Origin of the sequence: Pedobacter heparinus DSM 2366, assembly GCF_000023825.1 — a bacterium.
GTDB lineage: Bacteria > Bacteroidota > Bacteroidia > Sphingobacteriales > Sphingobacteriaceae > Pedobacter > Pedobacter heparinus.
The window spans coordinates 3704336-3727133 of the sequence record NC_013061.1 but is presented as its reverse complement, the minus strand read 5'-3'; the positions used below and the strand labels follow the sequence as shown (position 1 = coordinate 3727133).

Below are 22798 nucleotides of genomic sequence, written 5' to 3'. Positions count from 1 at the left end.
TTATGTACCAGTATATACCAGTTTATTGTAGGAATGTGAACCAGCGCTTATGAGGATACTTTACTTTTGTACAACATGGGGACAAAAAATGAGGGGATGGGATGATTTTTTTACAAAGATCGTTGCACACGGTTATCAGGGTGTGGAAACTGATCTGCCAGCAGAGGGGGAAAGGGATGTATTTATGGATGGCCTGGATAAATATGGATTAAAGTTTATTGCCCAGCATTGGGAAACGACAACAGCAGACATGGAACTGCATAGGCAGCAGTATGAAGAAAGGCTGCGTAAGCTGGCCGCTTTAAAACCGCTGTTCATCAATTCGCATACAGGTAAAGATTTTTTTAGCCATGAACAAAACTGCAGTCTGCTCGGTATTGCAGAAAAGGTTACCCGGGAAACCGGCGTACAGGTGCTTCACGAAACGCACCGCAGTCGTTTTGCCTATGCTGCACATGTTACCATGCCTTACCTGCAGGAAAACCCTGCATTGCGGCTTACCTTAGATGTATCCCATTGGTGCGCCGTTGCTGAAAGTTTGCTTCAGGATCAGCCCGAGGCAATTGATATGGCCATAGCGCATACCGCACATATTCATGCAAGGGTAGGCTTTGCTCAAGGCCCGCAGGTAGCTGATCCCTCATTGCCGGAATATAAAGAAGCACTTGATTTTCATTTGAACTGCTGGGATAAGGTGATCCGTAACTGTAAAGATGAATTCCTTTGCATCACCCCGGAGTTTGGTCCTTTACCATATATGCCCATTGGCCAGCCGCCTGATCAGCAATGGAAAAACAACCTGTATATAATGAACTTATTAAAAACCAGATATCAGCTAAACCAATCATGATAAAAGAAACTAAAGTTGGAAATTACAGGTGGTTCATTTGCTTCATGCTCTTTGCAGCCACAACCATAAACTATTTGGACAGGCAAATTCTGGGTTTACTGAAGCCTACGCTGGAGAAAACTTTTAGCTGGACGGAAACAGATTACAGCCATATTGTGATGGCATTTACAGCCACTTATGCCATAGGGCAATTGTTATATGGAAAGGTAATTGATAAAATTGGCACCAAGCTGGGTTATACCATATCTGTAACGGTATGGAGTATTGCTGCCATGTTACATGCAGCAGTGCGGTCAACTTTTGGTTTCGTTGTAATGCGGGGCTTATTAGGCTTGGGCGAATCCGGTAATTATCCTGGAGGAGTTAAAACGGTTGCCGAATGGTTTCCTAAAAAAGAAAGAGCCCTTGCCGTTGGTATTTTTGACTCGGGTTCCAATATCGGAGCCTGTGTGGGGCCACTACTGGTGCCCTGGATACTGGCAGTTTATGGCTGGCAAATGGCTTTTATCATTACAGGGGCTTTAGGTTTTATATGGCTGGCTGCCTGGATGTCCTTTTACGAAATACCGGTTAAACAAAAAAAACTGAGCGCTGCTGAACTGGATTACATCAACAGTGATGAGGATGCGCTTACAGAAAATAACGATACCAGCACCGTAACCTGGAAAAAATTGTTGGGGCTTAAACAAACCTGGGCATTTATTGCCGGTAAGTTTTTTACCGATCCGATCTGGTATTTCTTCCTGTTCTGGCTGCCATCTTATTTTGCTACACATTTTCATCTGGACCTTAAAAAGCCAAGTTTGCCGCTGGTAATCGTTTATACCGGCACCATGATTGGCAGTATTGGTGGTGGATATCTTTCATCCTGGCTTATCAAAAAGGGCTGGCCGGTATATAAGGCCCGCAAGGTTGCATTAATGGTGGCAGCGGTATGTGTTATTCCGATCATAGCAACCCGGTATACTACCAATATGTGGTTTGTAATAGCATTAATTAGTCTTTCAGTAGCTGCAAACCAGGCCTGGAGTGCCAATATCTTTACCATTGTTTCTGATATGTTCCCTAAAAAAGCAGTCAGCTCTGTAGTTGGCCTGGGGGGGATGGCAGGTGCAATAGGTGGGGTATTGTTTCCGATGTTCATCGGTTTTATCCTCGATTTTTATAAAGGTGCCGGAAATATAGTAGCTGGTTATAACATCATTTTCCTGGTCTGCGGTTGTTCCTTCCTGGTCGCATGGCTGGTCATACACCTGCTGGTACCAAAAATGGACAAGGTTGAACTTTAATCAGAAATAGAAAATTAACATAGTTGATATATAAAAAATGAGTTTTATCAAAACAACTGAAATGCCATCTGTTTACCGTCATCTGGAAAAGATGTCGACCCCACAGCTATTGAACCACATCAATGATGAAGATGCTACTGTGGCAGTTACGGTACGCAGGTTGATCCCAACAATTGCGGGCCTGGTTGATGCGATGGCAGAAAGGATGGAGCAGGGGGGCAGGTTATTTTATATCGGTGCCGGTACCAGTGGCCGGCTTGGGGTGCTCGATGCCAGCGAATGTCCGCCTACCTACGGCGTATCTGATGATGTGGTGATCGGCGTAATGGCCGGGGGCGATGAAGCTTTACGTTTCGGAATTGAAGATGCAGAAGACAGCCCGGAACAAGGCTGGCTGGACCTTGAAAAATATAACATCAACGATAAGGATACCCTTATCGGGATAGCTGCAAGCGGCACTACACCTTATGTACTGGGGGCTTTAAAAACAGCCCGGCAGAAAGGTATCCTTACCGCCTGTGTGGTGTGCAATGCCGGTTCACCAATTGCGGGATATGCCGACTTTCCCATAGAGGCTGTAGTGGGGCCGGAGTTTGTAACCGGGTAGTACCCGCATGAAAAGCGGTACTGCACAGAAACTTATTCTGAACATGATCTCTACCAGTGTAATGATCCGTTTGGGAAAAGTGTTGGATAACCGCATGGTAAACATGCAGATCAGCAATGAAAAACTGGTAGACCGGGGTGTAAAAATGCTGATGGAGAAAACGGGGATCACAGACTATGAACAGGCAAAGGCCAGTCTTTTGAAATACGGGAACGTTAAAAACGCAATAGAAAAATTAAGGATATAATTATGGAGGCAACAGTAAATATAGCCAAGCCGGCAACAGGTGGTACCTATATCAAACAGGTAATGACCATTGGTTTTTTCTTTTTCATTTTTGGTTTTGTAACCTGGGTAAACGGAACATTGATCCCTTACCTGCGCATTGCCTGTGAACTGGAAGAGTGGCAGGCCTACCTGGTTACTTTTGCCTTTTATATTTCTTATACGTTTATGGCCCTGCCGTCCAGTAAAATATTGCAGGCTACGGGCATCATCAAAGGGATGCAGGTAGGACTGCTCATTATGGCTGCGGGTTGTCTCTTGTTTGTGCCGGCAGCCATGATGCGTTATTATCCGCTTTTCCTGTTGGGCCTGTTTGTTGTCGGAGCTGGAACAACTTTGCTGCAAACTGCTGTAAATCCATACATTACCAAACTGGGCGATCCTGCGAGGGCAGCACAGCGCATCAGCATTATGGGTATCTGCAATAAATTTGCAGGTATACTGGCCCCGATGATCCTGGGCGCTATTATCCTGAAAAATTCGGATGGCCTGCTGGCGGAACTGGAAAGTCTGGCCCCGGCAGCAAAAACTATGCGTTTGGACGAACTGGCCCAGGATGTGATCATGCCTTATATCGTTTTAACCATCGTACTTTGTGTAATAGCCTTTGGCATTAAATATGCCCATCTGCCCGAAATCGCCCCTTCGGAAGACGATCTGGCCATAAATCAGCAAGAAGAACTGGCCAATGGGGGCAAAAGCTATAACGGCATTTTTATGCTGGGCTTCACAGCTATATTTGTAACGGTAGGGGTAGAGGTTATTGCCGGCGATACCATCAGCAATTATGGTATTTATCATGGCGTACGTTTAGACGTGGCCAAAAGCCTGACTTCCTATACCCTCGCATCTATGCTTACGGGCTATGTTTTAGGGGCCCTATTTATTCCAAGACTGATTAGTCAGGAAAAGGCCTTTCTATATTCTTCCCTGCTGGGCGTATTGTTGACACTGCTCGCAGTATTTGTACCTGGCCAGGCCTCAATCGCTTTCATTGCCCTGCTGGGTTTTGCCAATGCCATGTTATGGCCTGCCATCTGGCCACTTGCCTTAAGGGGGCTTAGCGGTGCCTTACTGAACCGGGGCTCGGCCATTCTCATTATGGGTATTGCCGGAGGGGCTATTTTGCCGCTGGTTTACAGCTGGCTATCACATATTTCCAATAACCAGCTGGCCTACCTGCTGCTCATCCCCTGCTATCTTTTTAATGTGTATTACCAAATTTCCAGGACTAAAAAACAAGTATATCATGCTTAAACTATTCTTAATTATGCGGAATTATTTATTCATCCTACTGACCAGCATTTCAATCCTTACCCGGGCGGCCGATGTAGAGGTCACTACTTATGGAGCCAAAGGCGATGGACTTACTGTAAATACCACTGCCATTCAGAAAAGCATCGATGCCTGTGCAGCATCGGGTGGGGGTAAGGTAATCTTCCCTGCTGGTCATTTCATGAGTGCAACTGTAGTGCTAAAAAGTAATGTAACCCTTTACCTTTCCGACGGATGTACTTTAACCGGTGTTAAAGGTGCTGCCAATTACCCTTACCAGCAGGTCAGCATTCCATTTTATGGCGAAAACTGGGCAAAGCAGGCACTGATCTTTGCGCATAAAGCCGAAAATATAGGTATTGAAGGTCCCGGAACAATAGACGGACAGGGGGCAAGTTTTGAGATCAATACCATTAAAAAGCCAGACCGCTATATGAACAGACCTTACCTGATCTGGTTTGTAGCCTGTAAGAAAGTTAGCGTTAAACAGGTACACCTGCGCAATTCTGCTTTCTGGATGCAACATTACCTGGGTTGTGAAGATGTAGTGATCGATGGTATTTCTATTTGGAACCATTCCAATAAAAACAACGATATGATCGATATTGATGGCTGTAAAAATGTAAGGATCACCAATGTAAACGGCGATTCGGACGATGATGGCCTGACTTTAAAAAGTACTTCCAAACTCATTTCAGAGAATATAGTGATCAGCAACTGCGTGTTTAGCAGTCACTGTAACGGACTCAAGTTCGGTACCGAATCTACCGGTGGTTTCAGAAACGTTACCATCAGCAATATCGTCATCAAGCCTTCGGCACAGCTGACCACCATTTATGGTAAACCGGCCGGCAACAGTGGCATTTCACTGGAAATGGTTGATGGGGGCATTATGGAAAATATCAGTATCAGTAACGTAGTCATAGACGGGCCGCAGGTACCGCTGTTTATCCGCCTGGGCAACAGGGCAAGAAAACATACCGATAATGCCGCTGATCCGGGAATTGGGGTAGCCAGGAACATCCATATCTCCAATGTAACGGCTACAGGGGCCGATATTACCGGCAGCTCAGTCATCGGACTTGAAAATGCCATCATAGAAAATGTTTCTTTAAGCAACATCTCTATTTCCAGCTCTGGCGGGGCAAAGGCCGATGCCATGTTCCGTAAACTGGAAACCCTGGCCGATCATTATCCAGAAGCCACTATGTTTGGTCCACTGCCGGCTTACGGATTGTACGTAAAACATGTAAAAGGAATCCGCTTAAATGACATCAGGCTTTCTTTTACCGGTGATGACGAACGTCCGGCCATAGCCCTTGAAAATACAAGCGATTTTGAGCTTAGGGGGCTCAATATGGCCAGTACCGCCAATACAAATACTGCAGTTTATCTGAAAAATGTAGCGAACGGCTTTGTTACCGCAAATACTGTATATACACCTGCAAAGTATTTTATCTGGAAAGAAGGCGCTGTAGGCAATGTCTCGGTAAGCAATAACCAGCACCCGAAAATTAAATCAGTAAGCAACCAAACTACAAAAAAATGATAAGGGGAACTCATATATTGATCTTGCTCTTATTGCTGAACACTAAACTGTTTGCAGCCGATATCCCTGTTGTGCCCTATCCGCAACAGGTGCTGCAGGGAACTGCTCCGATAAAAGCGATCAAAAATATACCCCTTAAAGCAGGGGGTATTGATCAGGCCATGCTGAAACGTTTGGCGGATGTGACAAAATATATGCTGACAGGTAAAAAAACTGCAGCTGCTGTAACTTTAAGTTTAACCGGACGCGACAAAGAGACGGATGCAAGGATTAGGCCCTATGCCACTAAATTAAAGACCGACTGGAAAAAACAGATTGGGAAAGAGGGGTATGTGCTGATCCTGAACAATAAGGACCAGTTGCTGGTGGCCAATACCGAAACAGGATTGTTTTACGGATTGCAAACGTTAAAACAATTGCTGGATGCAGACTGGAATAAAGAGCTGGTGATTACCGACTGGCCATCTTTACCGCAAAGGGTGATGTTTGACGACATCAGCCGCGGCCCTATTTCAAAAGTTACTTATATCAAAGAGCAGATTGAAAGGATGGCGGCTTTAAAAGTAAATGGTCTGTCGTTTTATATCGAGCATGTTATCCAGACAAAATCATATCCCGATTTTGCACCGGCAGATGGTAAGCTGACCATTGCCGATGTGAAAGAGCTGGATGCCTACGCTGCAAAATACCACATGCAGCTGATTGGCAGTTTCCAGTCCTTCGGGCATTTTAACAATATTTTATCCCTGCCACAGTACCAGTCGATGGGCGAAACGTCTACCATGATCTCGCCCCTCGATCCCAAAGCCAGACAATTCCTGGAAAGTGTGATCACCGAGATGTGCGGCGCCTTCAGCTCTCCTTATTTCAATGTGAACTGCGACGAGACTTTCGACCTGGGCAAGGGCAAATCTAAAAAATATACAGATAGTGTTGGGGTAGCCAAATTTTATGCAGATCATCTTAAGTTTTTGTATGATGTGGTAAAAAAGAATGGGAAAAAACTAATGATGTGGGGTGATATTGCCCTTCAGCATGAGGAAATCCTGGATATGCTGCCCAAAGACATTGTTTACATGACCTGGGAATATGGCGATCCACAATCTTACAGCAAATGGATAGATCCTTTTGTAAAACGTAACCTCAGTTTTATGGTTTGTCCGGGTATTTTAAATACCAACAGGCTGTTCCCAGATCTGGCCATTGCCAAAGCCAATATCAATGGGTTTATTAAAGAAGGTTATGAAAAAGGAACCATTGGTGCTTATACTACCATTTGGGATGAGGGTGGCGACCAGCTGTTTTCGGAAGACTGGTATGGCGTTTATATGGCGGCAGAGAAGAGCTGGAACGTAAAATCAGTTTTAAATGATGGCTTCGATCTGCGTTATGAGAAGACAGCCTATGGAACTGCAAACGGGGCTTATGTAAAAGCCATTGGCAAACTTATGGAGCTGAGGGACCTGCCGCTTACCTATAACATGACCCATGAAATCTGGTGGCAGCACATTTTACCGCAAAACGGCGAAACACTTATCCTGAACAACAAAGACGTAGCCGAAGGTTTAAGACTGGTAAATGAAGCAGCACAGCTGCTGCAGAACGCAAAACCTAAGCGCCACCTTTCCGATCTGGCCACGCTGAAATATATTGTTGACCGGTACAAACTGCTTTTTGATACCAGGATACAGATTGCGGAACTTGCAAAATGGTACCAGCAGCAGCAGGGAAAACAGGTTGACGGTATGAACGAACGTATTGTTTCCTTAAAAGTGCTGAAAAACAGGTACGAGGCTATGGAAATAGATTTCCGTAATAAATGGAACGCTGAAAATCAGCCTTATACACTTGATTATGCTTTAAAACCCTATAAAACACGTATTGCTGCATTAACAGACCTTGAAAATAAACTGCTCTCCCTGGAAAGACCTGGCAAAGTTAATTCCTTGCCAGCGGCTGCTGCTGTCGGACTAAATGTGGTAGAAAGTGATCAGTATTATTTTAATTTCTGGTTGTTAAGCGGACCTTTTAAAAGCAAGTCGGGCGGATTCCCGCCATTTTTATATTCGGAAGAACAATCAGCAAACCATCCACCCAAACCTGGTGATTTTGCACAGTACAACAGTAAACAGTTTCGCTGGATGAAATACAATACCGACAATGGCGGTATCATCAATAAATTTAAAGACCTGGGCAGCAATGCCTATGTCTACGCCTTTTGTACCATTAGCACGGAAACAGCCGGACAGGTACAGGCATGGATCGGAAATGATTCAGCTGTAGAACTTTTTTGTAACAATAGTCCGATTGCTGAAGGCAATGCGGCAGCAAAAAACAACCCGGCCCTGCCTAAAGAAAAAGCTTACAGCCTGCCTTTAAAAGCGGGCAGTAATTATATCCTGTTAAAAGTAAAAAGCAGCAATGCCAATGCAGCATTTACTTTCAGATTAGACACTACAGAACCGGTAACCAATCATAAACATAAATATACCATCAATGCTAACCAGAACAGTCATGAAGCAGATTAGGATCCTGGCCAGTATAATCCTGGTCACTTGTGTTAGCGCTCCCAACCTTTCCTTTTCCCAGGTTAAAAAGGAAGAAATTGTAACTGCAATCGATCAAACGGCCAGTTGCATTGTAAACGTGATCCTGGATGAGCAGGGTAAATCACGTTGCGACTATAACCTCACAGAAGGCAAATGGTACCCCTATGAAGTGCCATGGCATACTGGTCAGGCCATCAATGCCTTGCTGGCGGGCTACAAGATCAGGGGCAATGAAGCCTGGTTAAATGCTGCTAAAAAAGCAGGTAATTACTGGATAAGCCTGCAGATTAAAGACCACCCTAAGTTAAAGGGCATGCTTGGTGCTACCCATGGCGATTTTATCGGCGATGATGTGATTGTGTTTGCTACCATATCTGACGGTACCCCGGGGATTTATGAACTGAGCCGGGTAACCAAAGATAAACAGTATGCAAAAGTGGCTACAGAAGCTGCGGGATGGATGTTAAAGCATATGTACGATGCGGAGAAGGGGATATGTTATGACAATGTAGACCTGAAAACAGGTGAAGTACAGAAGGAATACAGTCCCTTCTGGAAAGATAAAAAGGTGGGTGAACAAACTTTGTTTGATGTTTCCCGTCCTAACACAGAGGGCTCTTTATTTAAAGATGCATACGAATTTTCCGGGAACAAAGCCTTTAAAGAGGCCTTTATCAACCTTTGCAACAGTCTGCTGAAATTGCAGGACGAAAACGGGATCTGGTCCGACTTTATGCCCAATTTTAAAGATGTACATTCCTTTCATCCCCGCTTTAACCTTTGGTATGCCGAATCACTCATCGAGGCTTTTAAGCTGACCAAGGATAAAAAATACCTGGAAGCTGCGGCCAAAACTGCCCGTACACATGCTAAAGCGCAGCAAAAGGATGGCACCATGTATTACGACAATTATACAGATGGTAAAGCACCGGATAAGGGCTCAGTAACTGGTTCTGAAGTCGCCCTTTCCGGTATTGTATGGATGGAACTTGCTAAGCAGGGTTATAAGGAGTTTGATGCCAATATCGAAAAATCCGCCTATTGGCTGGTACACAACCGTTTTGCTGAAGACCACCCCGATAAAAACCTGAGGGGCCAGGTAATAGAGACCCGTACCAGGTCCAAGGGCAAGGTATGGCTGGTCAACCGGGATATCGGTACCAGTTTCGCACTTCGCTTTTTGAGCGATTACTATAAATTCAAATCATTCTAGAACTAACCAATATATCAACCAATAACCAAACCCAAAACAAAACTTGTCATGAAAAAATCTATTCTTAAATCATATCTCATGTGGATATTAGCGGTTATCATTTCCGTCGCAGGGATAAGTGTTCCTGCACATGCCCAAACCGTGGGCAACATCAGGGGTAAAGTGATCGATGAGCAAGGAGGCGCATTGCCCGGAGCATCTGTAAAGATCAAGGGTACAAATAAAGGTGTTTCCAGTAGTACCACTGGTGATTTTCAACTGAACGATCTGCAGCCAGGCAATTATGTAGTTACCGTATTTTATATGGGATATAGCCCTGTTGAAACCAATGTTGAACTGAAAGCCGGACAAACACTGGTACAAAACATCCGGCTGGTAGCCAGCAGTGTTGCTTTAAAGGGTGTTACAGTATCCGGGGTAATAGAAGGACAGCAGAAAGCCCTGAACCAGCAAAGAAATGCCGACAACATCAAGCAGGTGATCTCGGCCGATCTGATGGGACGTTTCCCTGATCTCAACGTAGCTGAATCGCTGCAAAGGCTTCCGGGTGTAACAATCGGCCGTGAGCAGGGTGAAGGCTCAACGGTACAGCTGCGTGGTACACCCGGTGGCTATACCAATATCAATATCAATGGCGAACAGATTATGGGTACGCAGGAGCTTGGCCAGCGTAATGCACAGCTGGACCTGATCCCGGCAAATGTGCTGGCCTCTATGGAGGTTATCAAAACCCTGACCCCTGACCTGGATGGGGATGCCATTGCGGGTGCAATTAACTTAAAAACACCTACTGCCATCAGTTTAAAACCACAGTTGTCGGTCGACTTAGGTGGTGGTTATAACAAGCTGCGCAACAATTCAAACGGCATTGGCAACATCAGCTTTGGCCGTCGTTATGGTGCAACGGATGATATGCCCAACGGTAAACTGGGGGTTACGGTATCTGGTAGTTATTACAAAACAAACAATGGCTATGATGAGATCAATGCACAGGCCTGGCAGAAAAAAGATTTTATTGGTAACAAGGACTCCATCTATTTCCCTACAGATATCCGTCTCGTTTATCTGGAAAATGAACGTACCCGTATGGGGGCAACCACCACCATCGATTATAGCTTTAGCCCAACTACTTCCATTGTGGCGAATTTAACCTTTAACAGTCTGGACAACGATGCTACCCGCTACCGCAAACGTACACGTATGCAAACCGCCAATACCACTTTTGCCAATGGTGTTTATACCACCACAAGAGGCAGGGGCTACAATGAGGTGCTGGACAGACAAATGCGAAACAGCAATATCAATTTCAGTTTGGAAGGTGAAACCATGTTAAGTAAGGTTAAACTAGATGGAGGAATATTTTTAACGGCTTCTAATTTTGATCAGCGTGCTGCGGCTTTTAATTATATTACCGGTAATGTTCCTTTAACGATTACCGATATATCTGGTGATTATATCCAGGCAACAGGTTCCACTGATGCCAAAAATAACGCAGCTTTATATAATTATAATACCATTGAAGCGAACGATTTTAAAACACAAGGCCGCAATGTTGTCGCACGCTTAAACCTTACTTATCCCTACAAAATAGGAGATAATGATGCTTATTTTAAAATGGGTGCAAAAGTAAAAAGGATGAGCAACAAGCGTTTCAGACCCTCAAGTACATTTGTTGCCAACTATAGCGGGCCTGCTGGCGTAGGTAGCCTCAATAATTTTAAAGGAAATTCAGAACTCGATGCAGATTTTCTGGATAACAACATCAATTTCGGTTTGAACGTGGATAAGGATGCTACTATAGACTTTTTTTACAACAATCCTTCTTATTTTACACAGAATGCAGACCAGAAGAAAATATCAATTGATGCTTACTTCTATGATGCACAGGAGAATGTAGTAGCCGGATACCTGATGAATCGTATTCAATTTAAGCGGTTAATGCTGTTAGGTGGTTTGAGGGTAGAAAGAACAGATGTAGATTATGACGCCAAACTGGTTAATCAGGATAAAGATGGGTTTCTCACTTCTTCTGTGCCTGTTAATTCTAAATACAACTATACCAAATATTTACCAAACCTGCAGGGTAAATATGACCTGGCTAAAAATACAGTAGCACGTGGCGCTGTATCTTTTGGTTATTCCAGGCCTAATTTTAATGATCTGGTACCCAGTCGTGTAGTAAGTATCCTGGCCCAAACATTAACTGATGGTAACCCGGATCTGAAACCTGCATTTGCTACCAATTACGATCTGTCTATTGAGCAATATTTAAGTAACCTGGGCATCCTTTCTGTTGGTGCATTTTATAAACACATTGATAAGTTTCAGTACAATAGCGTGATTAATTTAACCGGTACTGAGTTTCCTGATGCAGCTGCATATAAAGGTTACCAATATTTCAAAGCTTACAATGGAGATCTGGCTAAAGTATTTGGTGTAGAAGTTAACGCACAAACCAATCTTACCTTTCTTCCTGGCATTCTGAAAGGTATTTCCCTGTATGCAAACTATACCTATACCCATTCCAGAGCTGATGCTTTGGGCAGAACTAAGCTTCGCTTACCAGGACAAGCAGATCATACCGCCAATGGTTCGGTTTCTTACACTTTAAAAGGTTTTACACTGCAGGGAAATCTGAACTATAATGGTGCTTATACTTCAACATTAGGTACAGATGATGCTACTGATGTAATCAGGGCTGCGCGTTACCAGTTAGATGTGAATGCTTCTTACCGCATCACCAAAAAGCTGACCATTTATGCTGAGGGGGTGAACTTAACCAACCAGCCTCAGGTAGAATACTTTGGCGAGCGTTCAAGAATTTTTACCAATACATTTTATGATTTTTCGGCCCGTGCCGGATTAAAATACCGTTATTAATTAAGATATGATTAAAGAATTTTTAAAAGACAAGTTAAAAGTTAAGGTTTACAATACGAGGGGAGAAATGGGGACAAGCGCTGCTGATTTGGCAGCGCAATGCCTCAGGGAATTGTTGCAGCACAAAGATGAGGTAAACATCATCTTTGCTGCTGCAGCTTCTCAGAATGAGTTTCTTGAGGCCATTGCAGTTGAAAAGGACATTGCCTGGAACCGCGTAAATGCTTTTCATATGGATGAATATACCGGTTTGCCTGTAACACATCCCCAGCGCTTCGGCAATTTTCTGAACAAGAAGATCTTTTCAAAACTGCCCCTTAAAAAGGTGTATTACCTGAATGAAGATGGTAACGATACTGAAGCAGAAAGCAGGCGTTATGCAGCTTTACTGGAAAAGATGCCCCCGGATATTACCTTTATGGGCATAGGCGAAAACACACACCTGGCATTTAATGATCCGCATGTGGCCGATTTTAACGATCCGGTACTGGTCAAGATCATCGATCTGGACGAACCCTGCAAAGTACAGCAGGTACATGACGGTTGTTTCCCTACGGTAGCTGAGGTGCCTTCCCTGGCTTATACCTTGACCATTCCGGCCTTGCTGCAGTCGAAGTACATCTTTTGTATGGTGCCAGGTAAAAATAAAGCACAGGCGGTAAAATATACACTCAATGAGTCCATTACTGCAAAATATCCTTCTACATCCTTAAGGACCCATTCCGACGCAACGCTATTTTTAGATCAGGACAGTGCATCATTAATCCTTTAAAATTTAAATAAAGCAATGAACTTATTTAGCAGGTTATTTTTTGTCATAGCAGGTACTTTAATTTTAACGGGCGCCTCTTTAGCTGTATCCGCCCAGTCCAATGATGCACTGTCTGTAGCTAAAAAAGTAGCAGATAAGGTTATTGCTGATACACGTTTTGCTTTTACACTGGTTCCCCAGAAAGATGTACTGGGCCTGCAGGTGATTGATTTCAGAAATTTACAGCCTGCATCAGCACAACAGGTATATGCGAAAAGCCAGCTTACAGCCATCAGCGATACCACTGTAAGTTTTGGCTTAAGTTATGCCGGCAAGCTCAGCATCTGGTTAAACAGAAAACAGGTATACCATGAAGAGAACCCGGTTATTCAAATCCCCAAGGAGATTTCTTATAATCGTTTTACCTTCAATAAAAGTTTTTCTGCACGCTTAAAAAAGGGTGATAACGAAGTAGTGATCTGTTATACACCCGGGGCAAATGCATTGCCTGTCGTATTTCTGATGCCGGCTACAAAAGAGGGCGACCTGGATGCTGCTGCAAAATTCAGCTCAGGAATTAAAGAGGACAATCAAAATACAGCCTGGATGCTTTTAGGTCCAGTTAGCAATACCCGGCTGCCCGAAAAGGGCATGCCGGATTATACAATGGAAAAGGGGAGGGTGCTGACCTGGGCTAAAAGTTCGCAGCGCTTTATTCCTGAACTGGAAACGCCGGCCACGGCGGCCTACCAGCGCGACCCTTATACCGACTGGCATTATTCGCATGGTACAATGGTATGGAGTATCATGGCGCTTGACAACAATGGTAAATACAGTGCCTTTGCCAGGCAGTATATTAATTTTACCCTACGGCAACTGCCTTATTCCGATTATCAGTACAACAATCTGTTTGCCTGGCGCGGCAGTTACCACCGCATATTCAGGCGCACCATGCTGGACGATACCGGGGCACCCGTTTTGCCGTTTGCAGAACAATATTTAAGGGAAAAGGATGACAAGGTAAGAGAATTGGTAATGCCCATAGGAGCTTATGTAGCTAAAGAACAGCTCAGGTTAAAGGATGGTACTTTTTGTCGCCCTGAACCTGTTGAATCAACAGTCTGGGCCGACGATTTGTTTATGAGCGTACCTTTCCTGCTGCAGATGGCAAAGATTACAGCTGATGCTAAATACTACGACGATGCTGCCAAACAGGTATTGAACTTCAGGAAATACCTGCTCGACCCTGCAACGGGTCTGTATAAACATGCCTGGTTTAACCATAGCCAGCAACGCTCGGCCGCTTACTGGGGACGGGCCAATGGCTGGGTGGTATGGGCAACAGCTGAACTGCTTGAAAAATTACCCAAAAACCATCCTGCTTATCAACAGGTACTTCAGAATTTCAGACAGCAGATGAAAGTGCTGATAAGTTACCAGAATAAAAACGGTTTCTGGCACCAGGTACTTGACAGGGCCGATTCGTATGAGGAAACCTCCTGTACGGCCTTATTTACCCTGGCATTGGCCAGGGGGGTAAGACAAGGCTGGTTAAGCCCTGCCTATAAAAAGAATGCGATTGCAGGTTGGCAAGCCGTTAAAACCAAGATTGATGAAAACGGTGTGGTGCAGGGCATTTGCCAGGGAACCGACATTGGTTACGATCAGGAGTTTTATATGAAAAGAAAAACGATAGACAATGATCCGCGCGGTATGGGTGCTGTCATCACTGCGGGAATAGAAATTTCAAAGCTGCAATGACGATGAAGTTAAAAAGAATAATAGTGTTTTTTTCGGGAATTGCACTTGCTTTTGCTGCCTGTACTGCAGACTCCGGTAACGCCAGTTATCTGTACGATATGGGAACCGACAGCTCTGCCGTAGCCCCGGGCTATACTGCCGTTCATCCGGGTGCCATGTACACTGAAAAAGCCGGTTATGGCTGGGTAAACAAGCCAACCGGTGCTTTTGATACCCTTGCCGGTAAATGGAACAACGACCTTAACCGGGATGGGGTTTTGGGTAAGGACAGTCTGATTTTCAGGGCAGACGTTCCCAATGGAACTTATCTTTTAACACTTACCCTGGGCAACAATAAAGAAAATCCTTTAAATCAGTCGGTTTATTTTAACGGAGGTTTGATTGCTGATAGTGTGATTACACCCTGGTACCGCATCCCCATTAAAAGTGTAAACAGGCAAATCACCATCAGCAACGGAAAAGCTGTGGTTAAAATCAGTTCAAATACTTTAATTGCGGTGCAGAATATTGAATTCAGGCCTATAGGCCGGCAAAATATCAGCACAGCTACCGGCTTTGAGCAAGATACTACAGCAGCGAAGCAAACAGGGGGGGATTTTGCAGCCAAATACTTAAAGGCTGCTTATTATTACGACCTGGGTGCATGGTCAAGGTCTGCTAAAACTTCCGGTATCAATTTTACTTTTCGCATGTACCTTGCTGCAGATATGCTGGAACAGATTGCAGCCTCAGAAAATGATCCCCTTTACGATAAAGCCATTTACCTGCTGGCAAAAATCCATTACTGGCTGAACCGGGAAGATTATGACCCTTACCACGACGCCGAGGCTAAAAAATATTTTACCATACTTAAAACGAAATATCCGGATGCAGACCTGATCAAAATGTACCTGGGTGAAAAGATCCCTTTTGAAGTTGCAAATAACGTGGACCTGAAAGCTGCACCGCAATGGGCTGTTAACCAGCACGAGGCCATGCAGCGGATGCTAAAAGTGATTTACTGGTGGGTAAATGAAAAACAGGAAGCCAATGGGGAACTGGGCGGAAAATATGGGGACGATGTAGAAATTTTGCGCTGGTGGCTGCCCGCAATTTTGGGCGCCGATGATGCCATTGCAAAAAAAGGTTATATGCGCCTGGCAGATGGGGTTTGGAACAGCGGTATCCTGGAACGGGGCTTTGCCAAAAAGATAGACGATGTTGAACATTCGGCGGAACTGTTCAGGGATACTCATCCTTCCATGTTTATGATCCGTTATGGCGATCCGGAATACATAGAGCGCTGCCTGATCAGTATGCAGAATTTTGGAAAGGTGTGGACAGGCCTTACACCATCCGGTCACCGTCATTTTAAGTCATGCTACCTTTCTGCAACAGCAGTATTGGAACAGGCCCCCATGAACGTAGACGTGCCTTTAAATGCCAGGGCAGTTTTGCCGGGTTTATGGGCAGCCTGGTATAACCGGAACCCTACCCTGATCAAATTGTTCAGCGAATGGGGGAATGCCTGGGTAGCGGATGCCGCAAGGGCCACAAATGGCAAGCCTGCAGGAATTATGCCTGCAGCAATTGCTTTTGCTAGTGATGGAATAGGGACATATACCGGCAAATGGTACGATCCAGGGCTGGCCTACGATTACTATAAATGGGAAAGCCTGGGCCACATTAATGAAATGCATGCCCAACTGATCGGTATGTATGGGCTCACCAAAAATACAGCTTTTCTGAAACCTGTTGATTTCTGTTATGACCTGATGCTGGCAGCAAAACAAGAAAAGCTGCCAAAAAAACCTGAACAGGGTTCGCTGGACTGGGTAAAACAGGTATTGCTGAAAGGAGGGGTAGATAAAGGCGACTCCGATAACCCCATGGCCGATGTATTTGCTATGGCCGGCCAGGTAAGACACAGCAATAAATATGACCAGCTTATTGCCGAGCATGGAAATCCTTACAACAAATACCTCATCAGTAAAGATATGAAAAATATCCATCGTGGATTTGAGGAAGTATTGGGTTCGTTGAGGTACAACTTTCCCCTTTTAACCAACGAGGTTAAATATACTGACCGGGTCTATGTGCCGGGTAGCGACCTGCTGTTTGGTATGTATACAGGACATTTCGGTTCGGGCTATGAGTACCCTTCAACAGTGGCTACCTGGAAGAATACCGGACCGGATATGGGGATATTTGTGCGTGGCGGTAATGCTGTATCGGCCAGGATTTCTCTGTACAACTTTGGGGTTGCCCGTACTGTAACCATGCAAACCTGGCTGCTGGAACCCGGTGTATACAGATTGACAACAGGTACTGATAGCAATGACGACGGAGAAATAGATGCGGATAGAACCGAGCGTATGCTTGTCCTAAAAGAAAGGGTAAACCAGGTACAATTACAGGTGCCTTCTAAAAAACTTCAGGCAGTGTTTATTGAGCAGCTAAAAGCAGGCCCGAAAACAGATCAGGCTGCGGATCCCGCACTTTCCAGTCGCGATATTTTGGTTAGCCAGGATACAATTACCGTTAAAGTCCATAACGTAGGAAATGTGAAGGCCAGAAACATCAGGGTTGAGCTCTGGAACGCAAGAGAGAAGATCGGCATGCATACCATAGCTGATATTGAAGCACCGAACGATCTTAACCCACGCTTTAAAACCGTCAGCTTTAAGCTTCCTGCGGGTAAAACAGTGTCGGAACTCTCTGTTAAAATATTTACAGACCAGCCCGAAATCACTACCTTAAACAATACGGCGTCTTATCATTTAAACAGGTAAAACATGAAAGTGTATAAGCTACGGGCATTTCTAGTGTTACTGCTGGCAGGTTTTACTTCATCAGTAAGCCATGCGCAGACTGTAAATCTTAAGCAGGAATATGCCTCTACATTGATTAAGCTGGCTGATGTGTTGCTGGACCATCAGTTGAAAGATAAAAAGGATCCTGGTTTTGGGGCACTGAAATGTGATTATGATGGGGTATTGCATACCCGTGCTTCGGAAGCGGTATATCCCTTTGCCCTTAGCTATAAAATTACGGGCGAAACTAAGTATCTGGAAGCTGCAATACGTACCGGAAACTGGCTGATCAGACAGCAGGAGCAAAACGGCAGCTGGAAAGAAACACCCGAGGAATGGACGGGCACCACTACCGATCAGGTTTTAATGCTGATGCTGGCTTATGATCATATCGCTGCAAAATTGAGCACCACGGAAAAGGCCAGCTGGCATCTGGCCATACAAAAAGCTGCCGGTTATTTATACAGGGTAATGACACCTGAGTTTGCCAGCATCAATTACGTAGCCACTACCTGTTCCACACTGGCCAAAGCAGGTCTTTTTTTAAAGGATGAAAAGTATATAAAAAAGGCAACTGAACTTGCACACCGTACCATTTCAAAAATGGATGAAGATGGCTTTTTAAATGGGGAGGGGGGGCGTAACTATACCAGTAAACTGGGGGCCGACCTGGGTTACAGCATGGAAATGTCTTTATGGGGCCTGGGCTTTTATGCAAAGCTGACCGGTGATACTTTAGTAAATAATACGGTTAAACATGCCCTCAAAAGTCATCTTTATTTTATTTATCCGGATGGCTCGCTTGACAATTCCTGGGGTATCCGTTCCAATAAGTGGACTACTTATGGTGGTGCTACTTCTGATGGCTGTCAGGTTTTGTTCTCTTTGTATGCCGATGAAGATCCCAGGTATGGCATGGCTTCTTTAAAGAACCTGCAATATCTGCGCAAAAATATCCTTCCCAATGGCCTTATTGCTTATGGCCCGCAACACGAGGAAGTAATGGCCCATCCTCCATGCATTTATCCGAGCTTTACAAAGGCCAAAAACCTGGCCATGGCTTACGAGCTGGAAACACAACAGAACCGGGTGCTGGCAAGCTTGCCGACCGAGGCGACCGGCTGGTTAAAACAGTTTAAAACCGTAAATATAACCCAGGTCCGCACTGCAAATTTTATGGCAACCATTACAGCTTACGGCTATAAGGATTATAAAGCCGGGGCAAAAAGTAAATATATGTACCGTCCGGCAGGCGGAACCATTTCTAATTTATGGGTAAAGGACCATGGCTATTTAACGGCTTCCAGTGTGACAGCATATTCCAGGCCAGAGCCCATGAGTTTTCCTGAAGCGCCAGGTGTCAAATCCTTAACGCCAAGAATAGAATTTACAGATAGCCTGGGGTATTTTACCAACCTCTTTGAGTTTGACTGCAGGATGGAAGCGGGGCAGGTTGGCAGCAATGAATTTGAAGTTACTGTTGCAGGTGAGCTAAAGGATAAAAACTGGCTGGCTGCCGGGGTTGGATATACCATCAATTATCTGTTTTCAGATACGGCCCTGGTAAAAACCATAAACCTGGTTTATCATGATGCCCGGCCGGTTATAAAGATCATTGAGCCGATTGTCAATTATAAGGGCACAGTATTTACAAAAGTTGATGACCGTACGGTTTTAATTGACGCAGGGAGCAGAAAGTTCAGGTTTAAGCTACTTTCTGAGCATGCGGTGCTCCAGATGGGAGGGGACGCGGCACACTACTGGGCACCCTATCCGGCTTTAAAGGCTTATCCTTTGGAACTGGAACTGAAGCCTGTTGCAGGTAGTTTTAAACAGGAGATCAGGTATGAGATTTCAATAGTGAAGTAAAAAATGATCTCAGCGCTTAGTTTCCCGCCAATTCCCTGATGTCTGCTATTTCCAGTATCTGTTTGGGATACCCTTTCAGTACTGCATTGATCATCGCCTGGCCAACCTGTTTAAGGGTTAAGCATTGCTTAGGAAACAGAAGGGGGAATATTAAAATGATGGGTTTTAAAATGGCCTTTACGTTTTTCTGGCCCTTAAAAGGTTTCATGAACCCGGGTCTGAAATTATATGCTCCTTTAAAAGGGAGTTTCATTAATGCATTTTCTGTTTTTCCTTTTACCCGGGCCCACATAACTTTACCGTTTTCAGAACTGTCGGTACTGCTTCCTGAAACAAAAGTGAATACCATGCCAGGGTTCAGGGCTGCCAGTTTATTTGCAAAAGCCAGTGTAGTATCGTAAGTGATATGGGTATACTGTTCCTCGTTCATCCCGATTGAACTGATCCCTGCACAGTAAAAGCAGGCGTCATAACCGCTAAGGCTGCTGGCATATGGTTCCGGTTTCGTAAAATCGGGCACAATCAATTCTTCCAGCTTAGGGTGTGCTACCGGTGATGCCTTCCGGTTTACCATCAGGACTTTGCTGACTGCAGGGTTTTCCAGGCATTCAAGTAAAACACCTTCACCTACCATACCTGTTGCACCGGTTAAGATTACTTTCATTTTCTATTGATTTAAATGTGTTATTCCGTATACTAAAGTATCATTATTTATACGATAAATGATGATACAAAATTATTATTAACCGTATATTTCCATCAATATTTTAAAACCTAAACCCTGCTTTAGCCCAAATGAAACAAATACTTATTGCTTTACTGTTATTCCCGGTGCTTGCTTTCGCCCAGCAAATCAAAACAGACCATAAACTAGAAAAAGAACTCAATACCCTGATCAGTGGTTTTAAGGGTACGGTAGGTATTTATACCATGAACCTTAAAACAGGTAAACAGGCCGGTATCTATACTGACAGTATTTTTCCTACAGCCAGTATTGTTAAAGTGCCCATCCTGATTGGATTGTTCGATAAAATCGAAAAAGGGGAGCTCAGTTACCATCAGCCTTTAATGTACCGGGATTCTATCAAGTATGGGGGTTCAGGGATTATGCAGTTCTTTAAGGACAGCTCGGCAACTGAACTGAGTGTGCTGGCCAATTTAATGATGACCTACAGCGACAATACCACCTCTTTATGGAACCAGCGTTTGGCTGGCGGGGGCGCGCGCATTAACGAAGTCCTGGAACAATATGGTTTTAAAGATACACGTGTAAACTCCCGTACAAAGGGCCGGGAAGCGATCTGGAAAATATACGGATGGGGGCAAACCACACCACGTGAGATGGCTACTTTGCTGGTAAAGATCCGCAAAGGTGAAATCATCAGTAAAGCTGCCAGTGAGAGAATGTACAGGTTGATGACCAAGGGCTATTACGATGAAAACGCCCTGGCACAAATACCGCCTTATGTACAGGCCGCGGCTAAAAGTGGTGCGGTAAATGAATCCCGCTCTGAAGTGGTACTGGTAAATGCACCGCATGGTGATTATGTGTTTTATGTAGGTACAAAAAACATAAAAGACCAGAGCTGGACACCCGATAATGAAGCCGAACAGCTGATCCGTAAGGTATCGGCACTATTATGGAAATATTATGAGCCTGCGGGGCTTCGATAAGCCTTTGATACTCCTTTTTAACACTTAAGTGTTAAAAAGGAGTAAATCAGTTCAGCTTTAAAAATTAAATCCTATCCTGGTTCCGAAAAAACCGGCGTTCTCAAAAGCTTCATACCTGATGCCGATGTCGAAACCACCCAGCTGCAACCCAACCCCAGGTGCATAAGTAAAAGAACTGGAACCTTTGGTGCTTTGTATCTTGTCTTCAGCATCCGTATAAAACACACGGAGGGAGCTTAAGCCAATTTCGCCCATGGCATAAAAAACAGGGGTTATCATGTATTTTCCACCCAGTTTTACAGGAATGTCCAGCGCAGCTTTGGCATCAGAATTTTTGATGTCTTTAGGAATAAAGGCAATGGCACCCGAAGCCAGGGTGATGCCAATTTCTGGTGTAACATTGTATTGGGCCCTTAAGGTTAAGCCGGCACCAATGCTATAGCCATCTTTTAAGCCCTTACCTGGTAAAGCACCTTCCAGGCCAAGGCCTATCCTGAATTTTCTGAAGCTTCCGGTGCTGGTGTTTTGTGCGTTACTACTTAAAATGCCTGTAAAGGCCAGTACGATCATTAATGTAAGTCGTTTCATCATCTTGGTTGTTTGGTTAATTGTTTATAATGTTCTTTTTGCACTCCAGGTGCCGCTATTGTCCGATCCTTTATAGGTTCCTTTGATCTCATCGTTGCTAAAAGTGCCCTTAACGGTAGTTTCCGGACCGCAATCGCAGTTGATCACTGTGCCGGTTATGGTTCCGGAAACAACTGTCGAGCTGTTGGAAGCCGCATCTCTCGACAGGCCAATCCAGGTATTGGTTTTGCTGGAAACGATCACATTTAAGCTGCCGGATTGTTTTGCCCCTGAGTTTTTAACGCCTTCGGTACTGCCTTCGTAACATTTGATCAGATTGTCTGAAGTTTCTTTGACCAACTGGAAAAAGATGGACGGATGGTCGGGAATGTTAAAGGAGCCTGCTGCAGGTGAGCCGCCATTGGCCGCTACTGTGAACCTGAAACTGTAGGTCTTACTGTTGCTGACAGCAGTAAAATCAGCTACCAAAGGTTGTCCGTTAGTCCACACCGCAGTCGAGGTAAAATTAATGGTCAGCCCGTCAAGCACCATGGTGGCCTGCATACCAGTCCCGTTGTTCATGATGTCGATACTGATTACACCTGTCGACCCCATAACAACCCCTTTGTACACCCCTTTGCTGAGGCTGTTGTTCTCGACCTTAGCATCAGGTATTGTTTTACAGCTGGTACAGGTAAAGCCAGGTGTTTCTTTTTTACTTTTTTTACATCCGTAAAAGTTCGTCGACAGTACGAACAGGAATAAAATTGCCGGTAGTTTTTTGTAATAGTGTTTCATTTTTTTTTTATTTGTTTGAGCAAACAACCGGATAATCCGTTGACAAAAAGTTCCACTTTATAAGGTGAAACCTATTTTTTATCTATAGT

15 protein-coding genes and 1 pseudogene are annotated in these 22798 nt (G+C 44.5%); 13 read left to right on the top strand and 3 right to left on the bottom strand.

Going from position 1 to position 22798, the window contains the following annotated elements; genetic code table 11:
* Positions 1–49 precede the first annotated feature (49 nt).
* From PHEP_RS15500 to PHEP_RS15445, 12 genes and pseudogenes are all read left to right on the top strand, one after another.
* Complete coding sequence (locus PHEP_RS15500) at positions 50–850, top strand: sugar phosphate isomerase/epimerase family protein (RefSeq protein ID WP_036674184.1); 801 nt, start codon at positions 50–52, stop codon at positions 848–850.
* Positions 847–2139, top strand: coding sequence for an MFS transporter (locus PHEP_RS15495; RefSeq protein ID WP_015808921.1), 1293 nt, complete (start codon positions 847–849; stop codon positions 2137–2139). The genes PHEP_RS15500 and PHEP_RS15495 overlap by 4 nt, the downstream gene beginning before the upstream one ends.
* Before the next feature lie 37 nt (positions 2140–2176).
* Positions 2177–2993: pseudogene (gene murQ / locus PHEP_RS15490) on the top strand (N-acetylmuramic acid 6-phosphate etherase).
* Positions 2994–2995: 2 nt separating this feature from the next.
* Positions 2996–4288: a sugar MFS transporter gene (locus tag PHEP_RS15485; RefSeq protein WP_015808920.1), complete on the top strand. Its 1293-nt coding sequence runs from the start codon at positions 2996–2998 to the stop codon at positions 4286–4288.
* Positions 4281–5855, top strand: a complete 1575-nt coding sequence (locus tag PHEP_RS15480) for a glycoside hydrolase family 28 protein (protein WP_015808919.1) — start codon at positions 4281–4283, stop codon at positions 5853–5855. Before PHEP_RS15485 ends, PHEP_RS15480 begins: the two co-directional genes overlap by 8 nt.
* The gene (locus tag PHEP_RS15475; protein WP_015808918.1) at positions 5852–8383 is read left to right on the top strand and encodes a beta-N-acetylhexosaminidase; all 2532 of its coding nucleotides are present in this window, start codon (positions 5852–5854) and stop codon (positions 8381–8383) included. The genes PHEP_RS15480 and PHEP_RS15475 overlap by 4 nt, the downstream gene beginning before the upstream one ends.
* Positions 8370–9617, top strand: a complete 1248-nt coding sequence (locus tag PHEP_RS15470) for a hypothetical protein (RefSeq protein WP_015808917.1) — start codon at positions 8370–8372, stop codon at positions 9615–9617. Before PHEP_RS15475 ends, PHEP_RS15470 begins: the two co-directional genes overlap by 14 nt.
* 48 nt (positions 9618–9665) lie before the next feature.
* On the top strand, positions 9666–12497 hold the full coding sequence (locus tag PHEP_RS15465; protein ID WP_015808916.1) for a TonB-dependent receptor: 2832 nt from the start codon (positions 9666–9668) through the stop codon (positions 12495–12497).
* A gap of 7 nt (positions 12498–12504) precedes the next feature.
* Positions 12505–13269: a 6-phosphogluconolactonase gene (locus PHEP_RS15460; RefSeq protein WP_015808915.1), complete on the top strand. Its 765-nt coding sequence runs from the start codon at positions 12505–12507 to the stop codon at positions 13267–13269.
* Between the two features lie 15 nt (positions 13270–13284).
* A complete protein-coding gene (locus PHEP_RS15455; protein WP_015808914.1) occupies positions 13285–15009 on the top strand; it encodes a glycoside hydrolase family 88/105 protein in 1725 nt (574 codons plus the stop codon).
* Positions 15010–15011: 2 nt separating this feature from the next.
* Positions 15012–17780: a tetratricopeptide repeat protein gene (locus PHEP_RS15450; RefSeq protein WP_036674180.1), complete on the top strand. Its 2769-nt coding sequence runs from the start codon at positions 15012–15014 to the stop codon at positions 17778–17780.
* A gap of 3 nt (positions 17781–17783) precedes the next feature.
* Positions 17784–19670: an ulvan lysase-like protein gene (locus PHEP_RS15445; protein ID WP_015808912.1), complete on the top strand. Its 1887-nt coding sequence runs from the start codon at positions 17784–17786 to the stop codon at positions 19668–19670.
* Positions 19671–19686: 16 nt separating this feature from the next.
* Here PHEP_RS15445 and PHEP_RS15440 read toward each other — a convergent pair whose 3' ends face one another.
* Entirely contained in the window at positions 19687–20334 is a 648-nt protein-coding gene (locus tag PHEP_RS15440; RefSeq protein ID WP_015808911.1) for an NAD-dependent epimerase/dehydratase family protein, read from the bottom strand.
* Between the two features lie 131 nt (positions 20335–20465).
* Between PHEP_RS15440 and PHEP_RS15435 the strand changes: the two genes are divergently transcribed.
* Positions 20466–21344, top strand: a complete 879-nt coding sequence (locus PHEP_RS15435) for a serine hydrolase (protein ID WP_015808910.1) — start codon at positions 20466–20468, stop codon at positions 21342–21344.
* A 57-nt stretch (positions 21345–21401) separates the two neighbouring features.
* Here PHEP_RS15435 and PHEP_RS15430 read toward each other — a convergent pair whose 3' ends face one another.
* Together PHEP_RS15430 and PHEP_RS15425 are read right to left on the bottom strand one after the other, a co-directional pair.
* Positions 21402–21935 carry an outer membrane beta-barrel protein gene (locus tag PHEP_RS15430; protein WP_015808909.1) on the bottom strand — a complete coding sequence of 178 codons (534 nt, stop codon included), beginning with the start codon at positions 21933–21935 and terminating at the stop codon, positions 21402–21404.
* Positions 21936–21956: 21 nt separating this feature from the next.
* Positions 21957–22709, bottom strand: a complete 753-nt coding sequence (locus PHEP_RS15425) for a hypothetical protein (protein WP_015808908.1) — start codon at positions 22707–22709, stop codon at positions 21957–21959.
* Between the last annotated feature and the right edge of the window lie 89 nt (positions 22710–22798).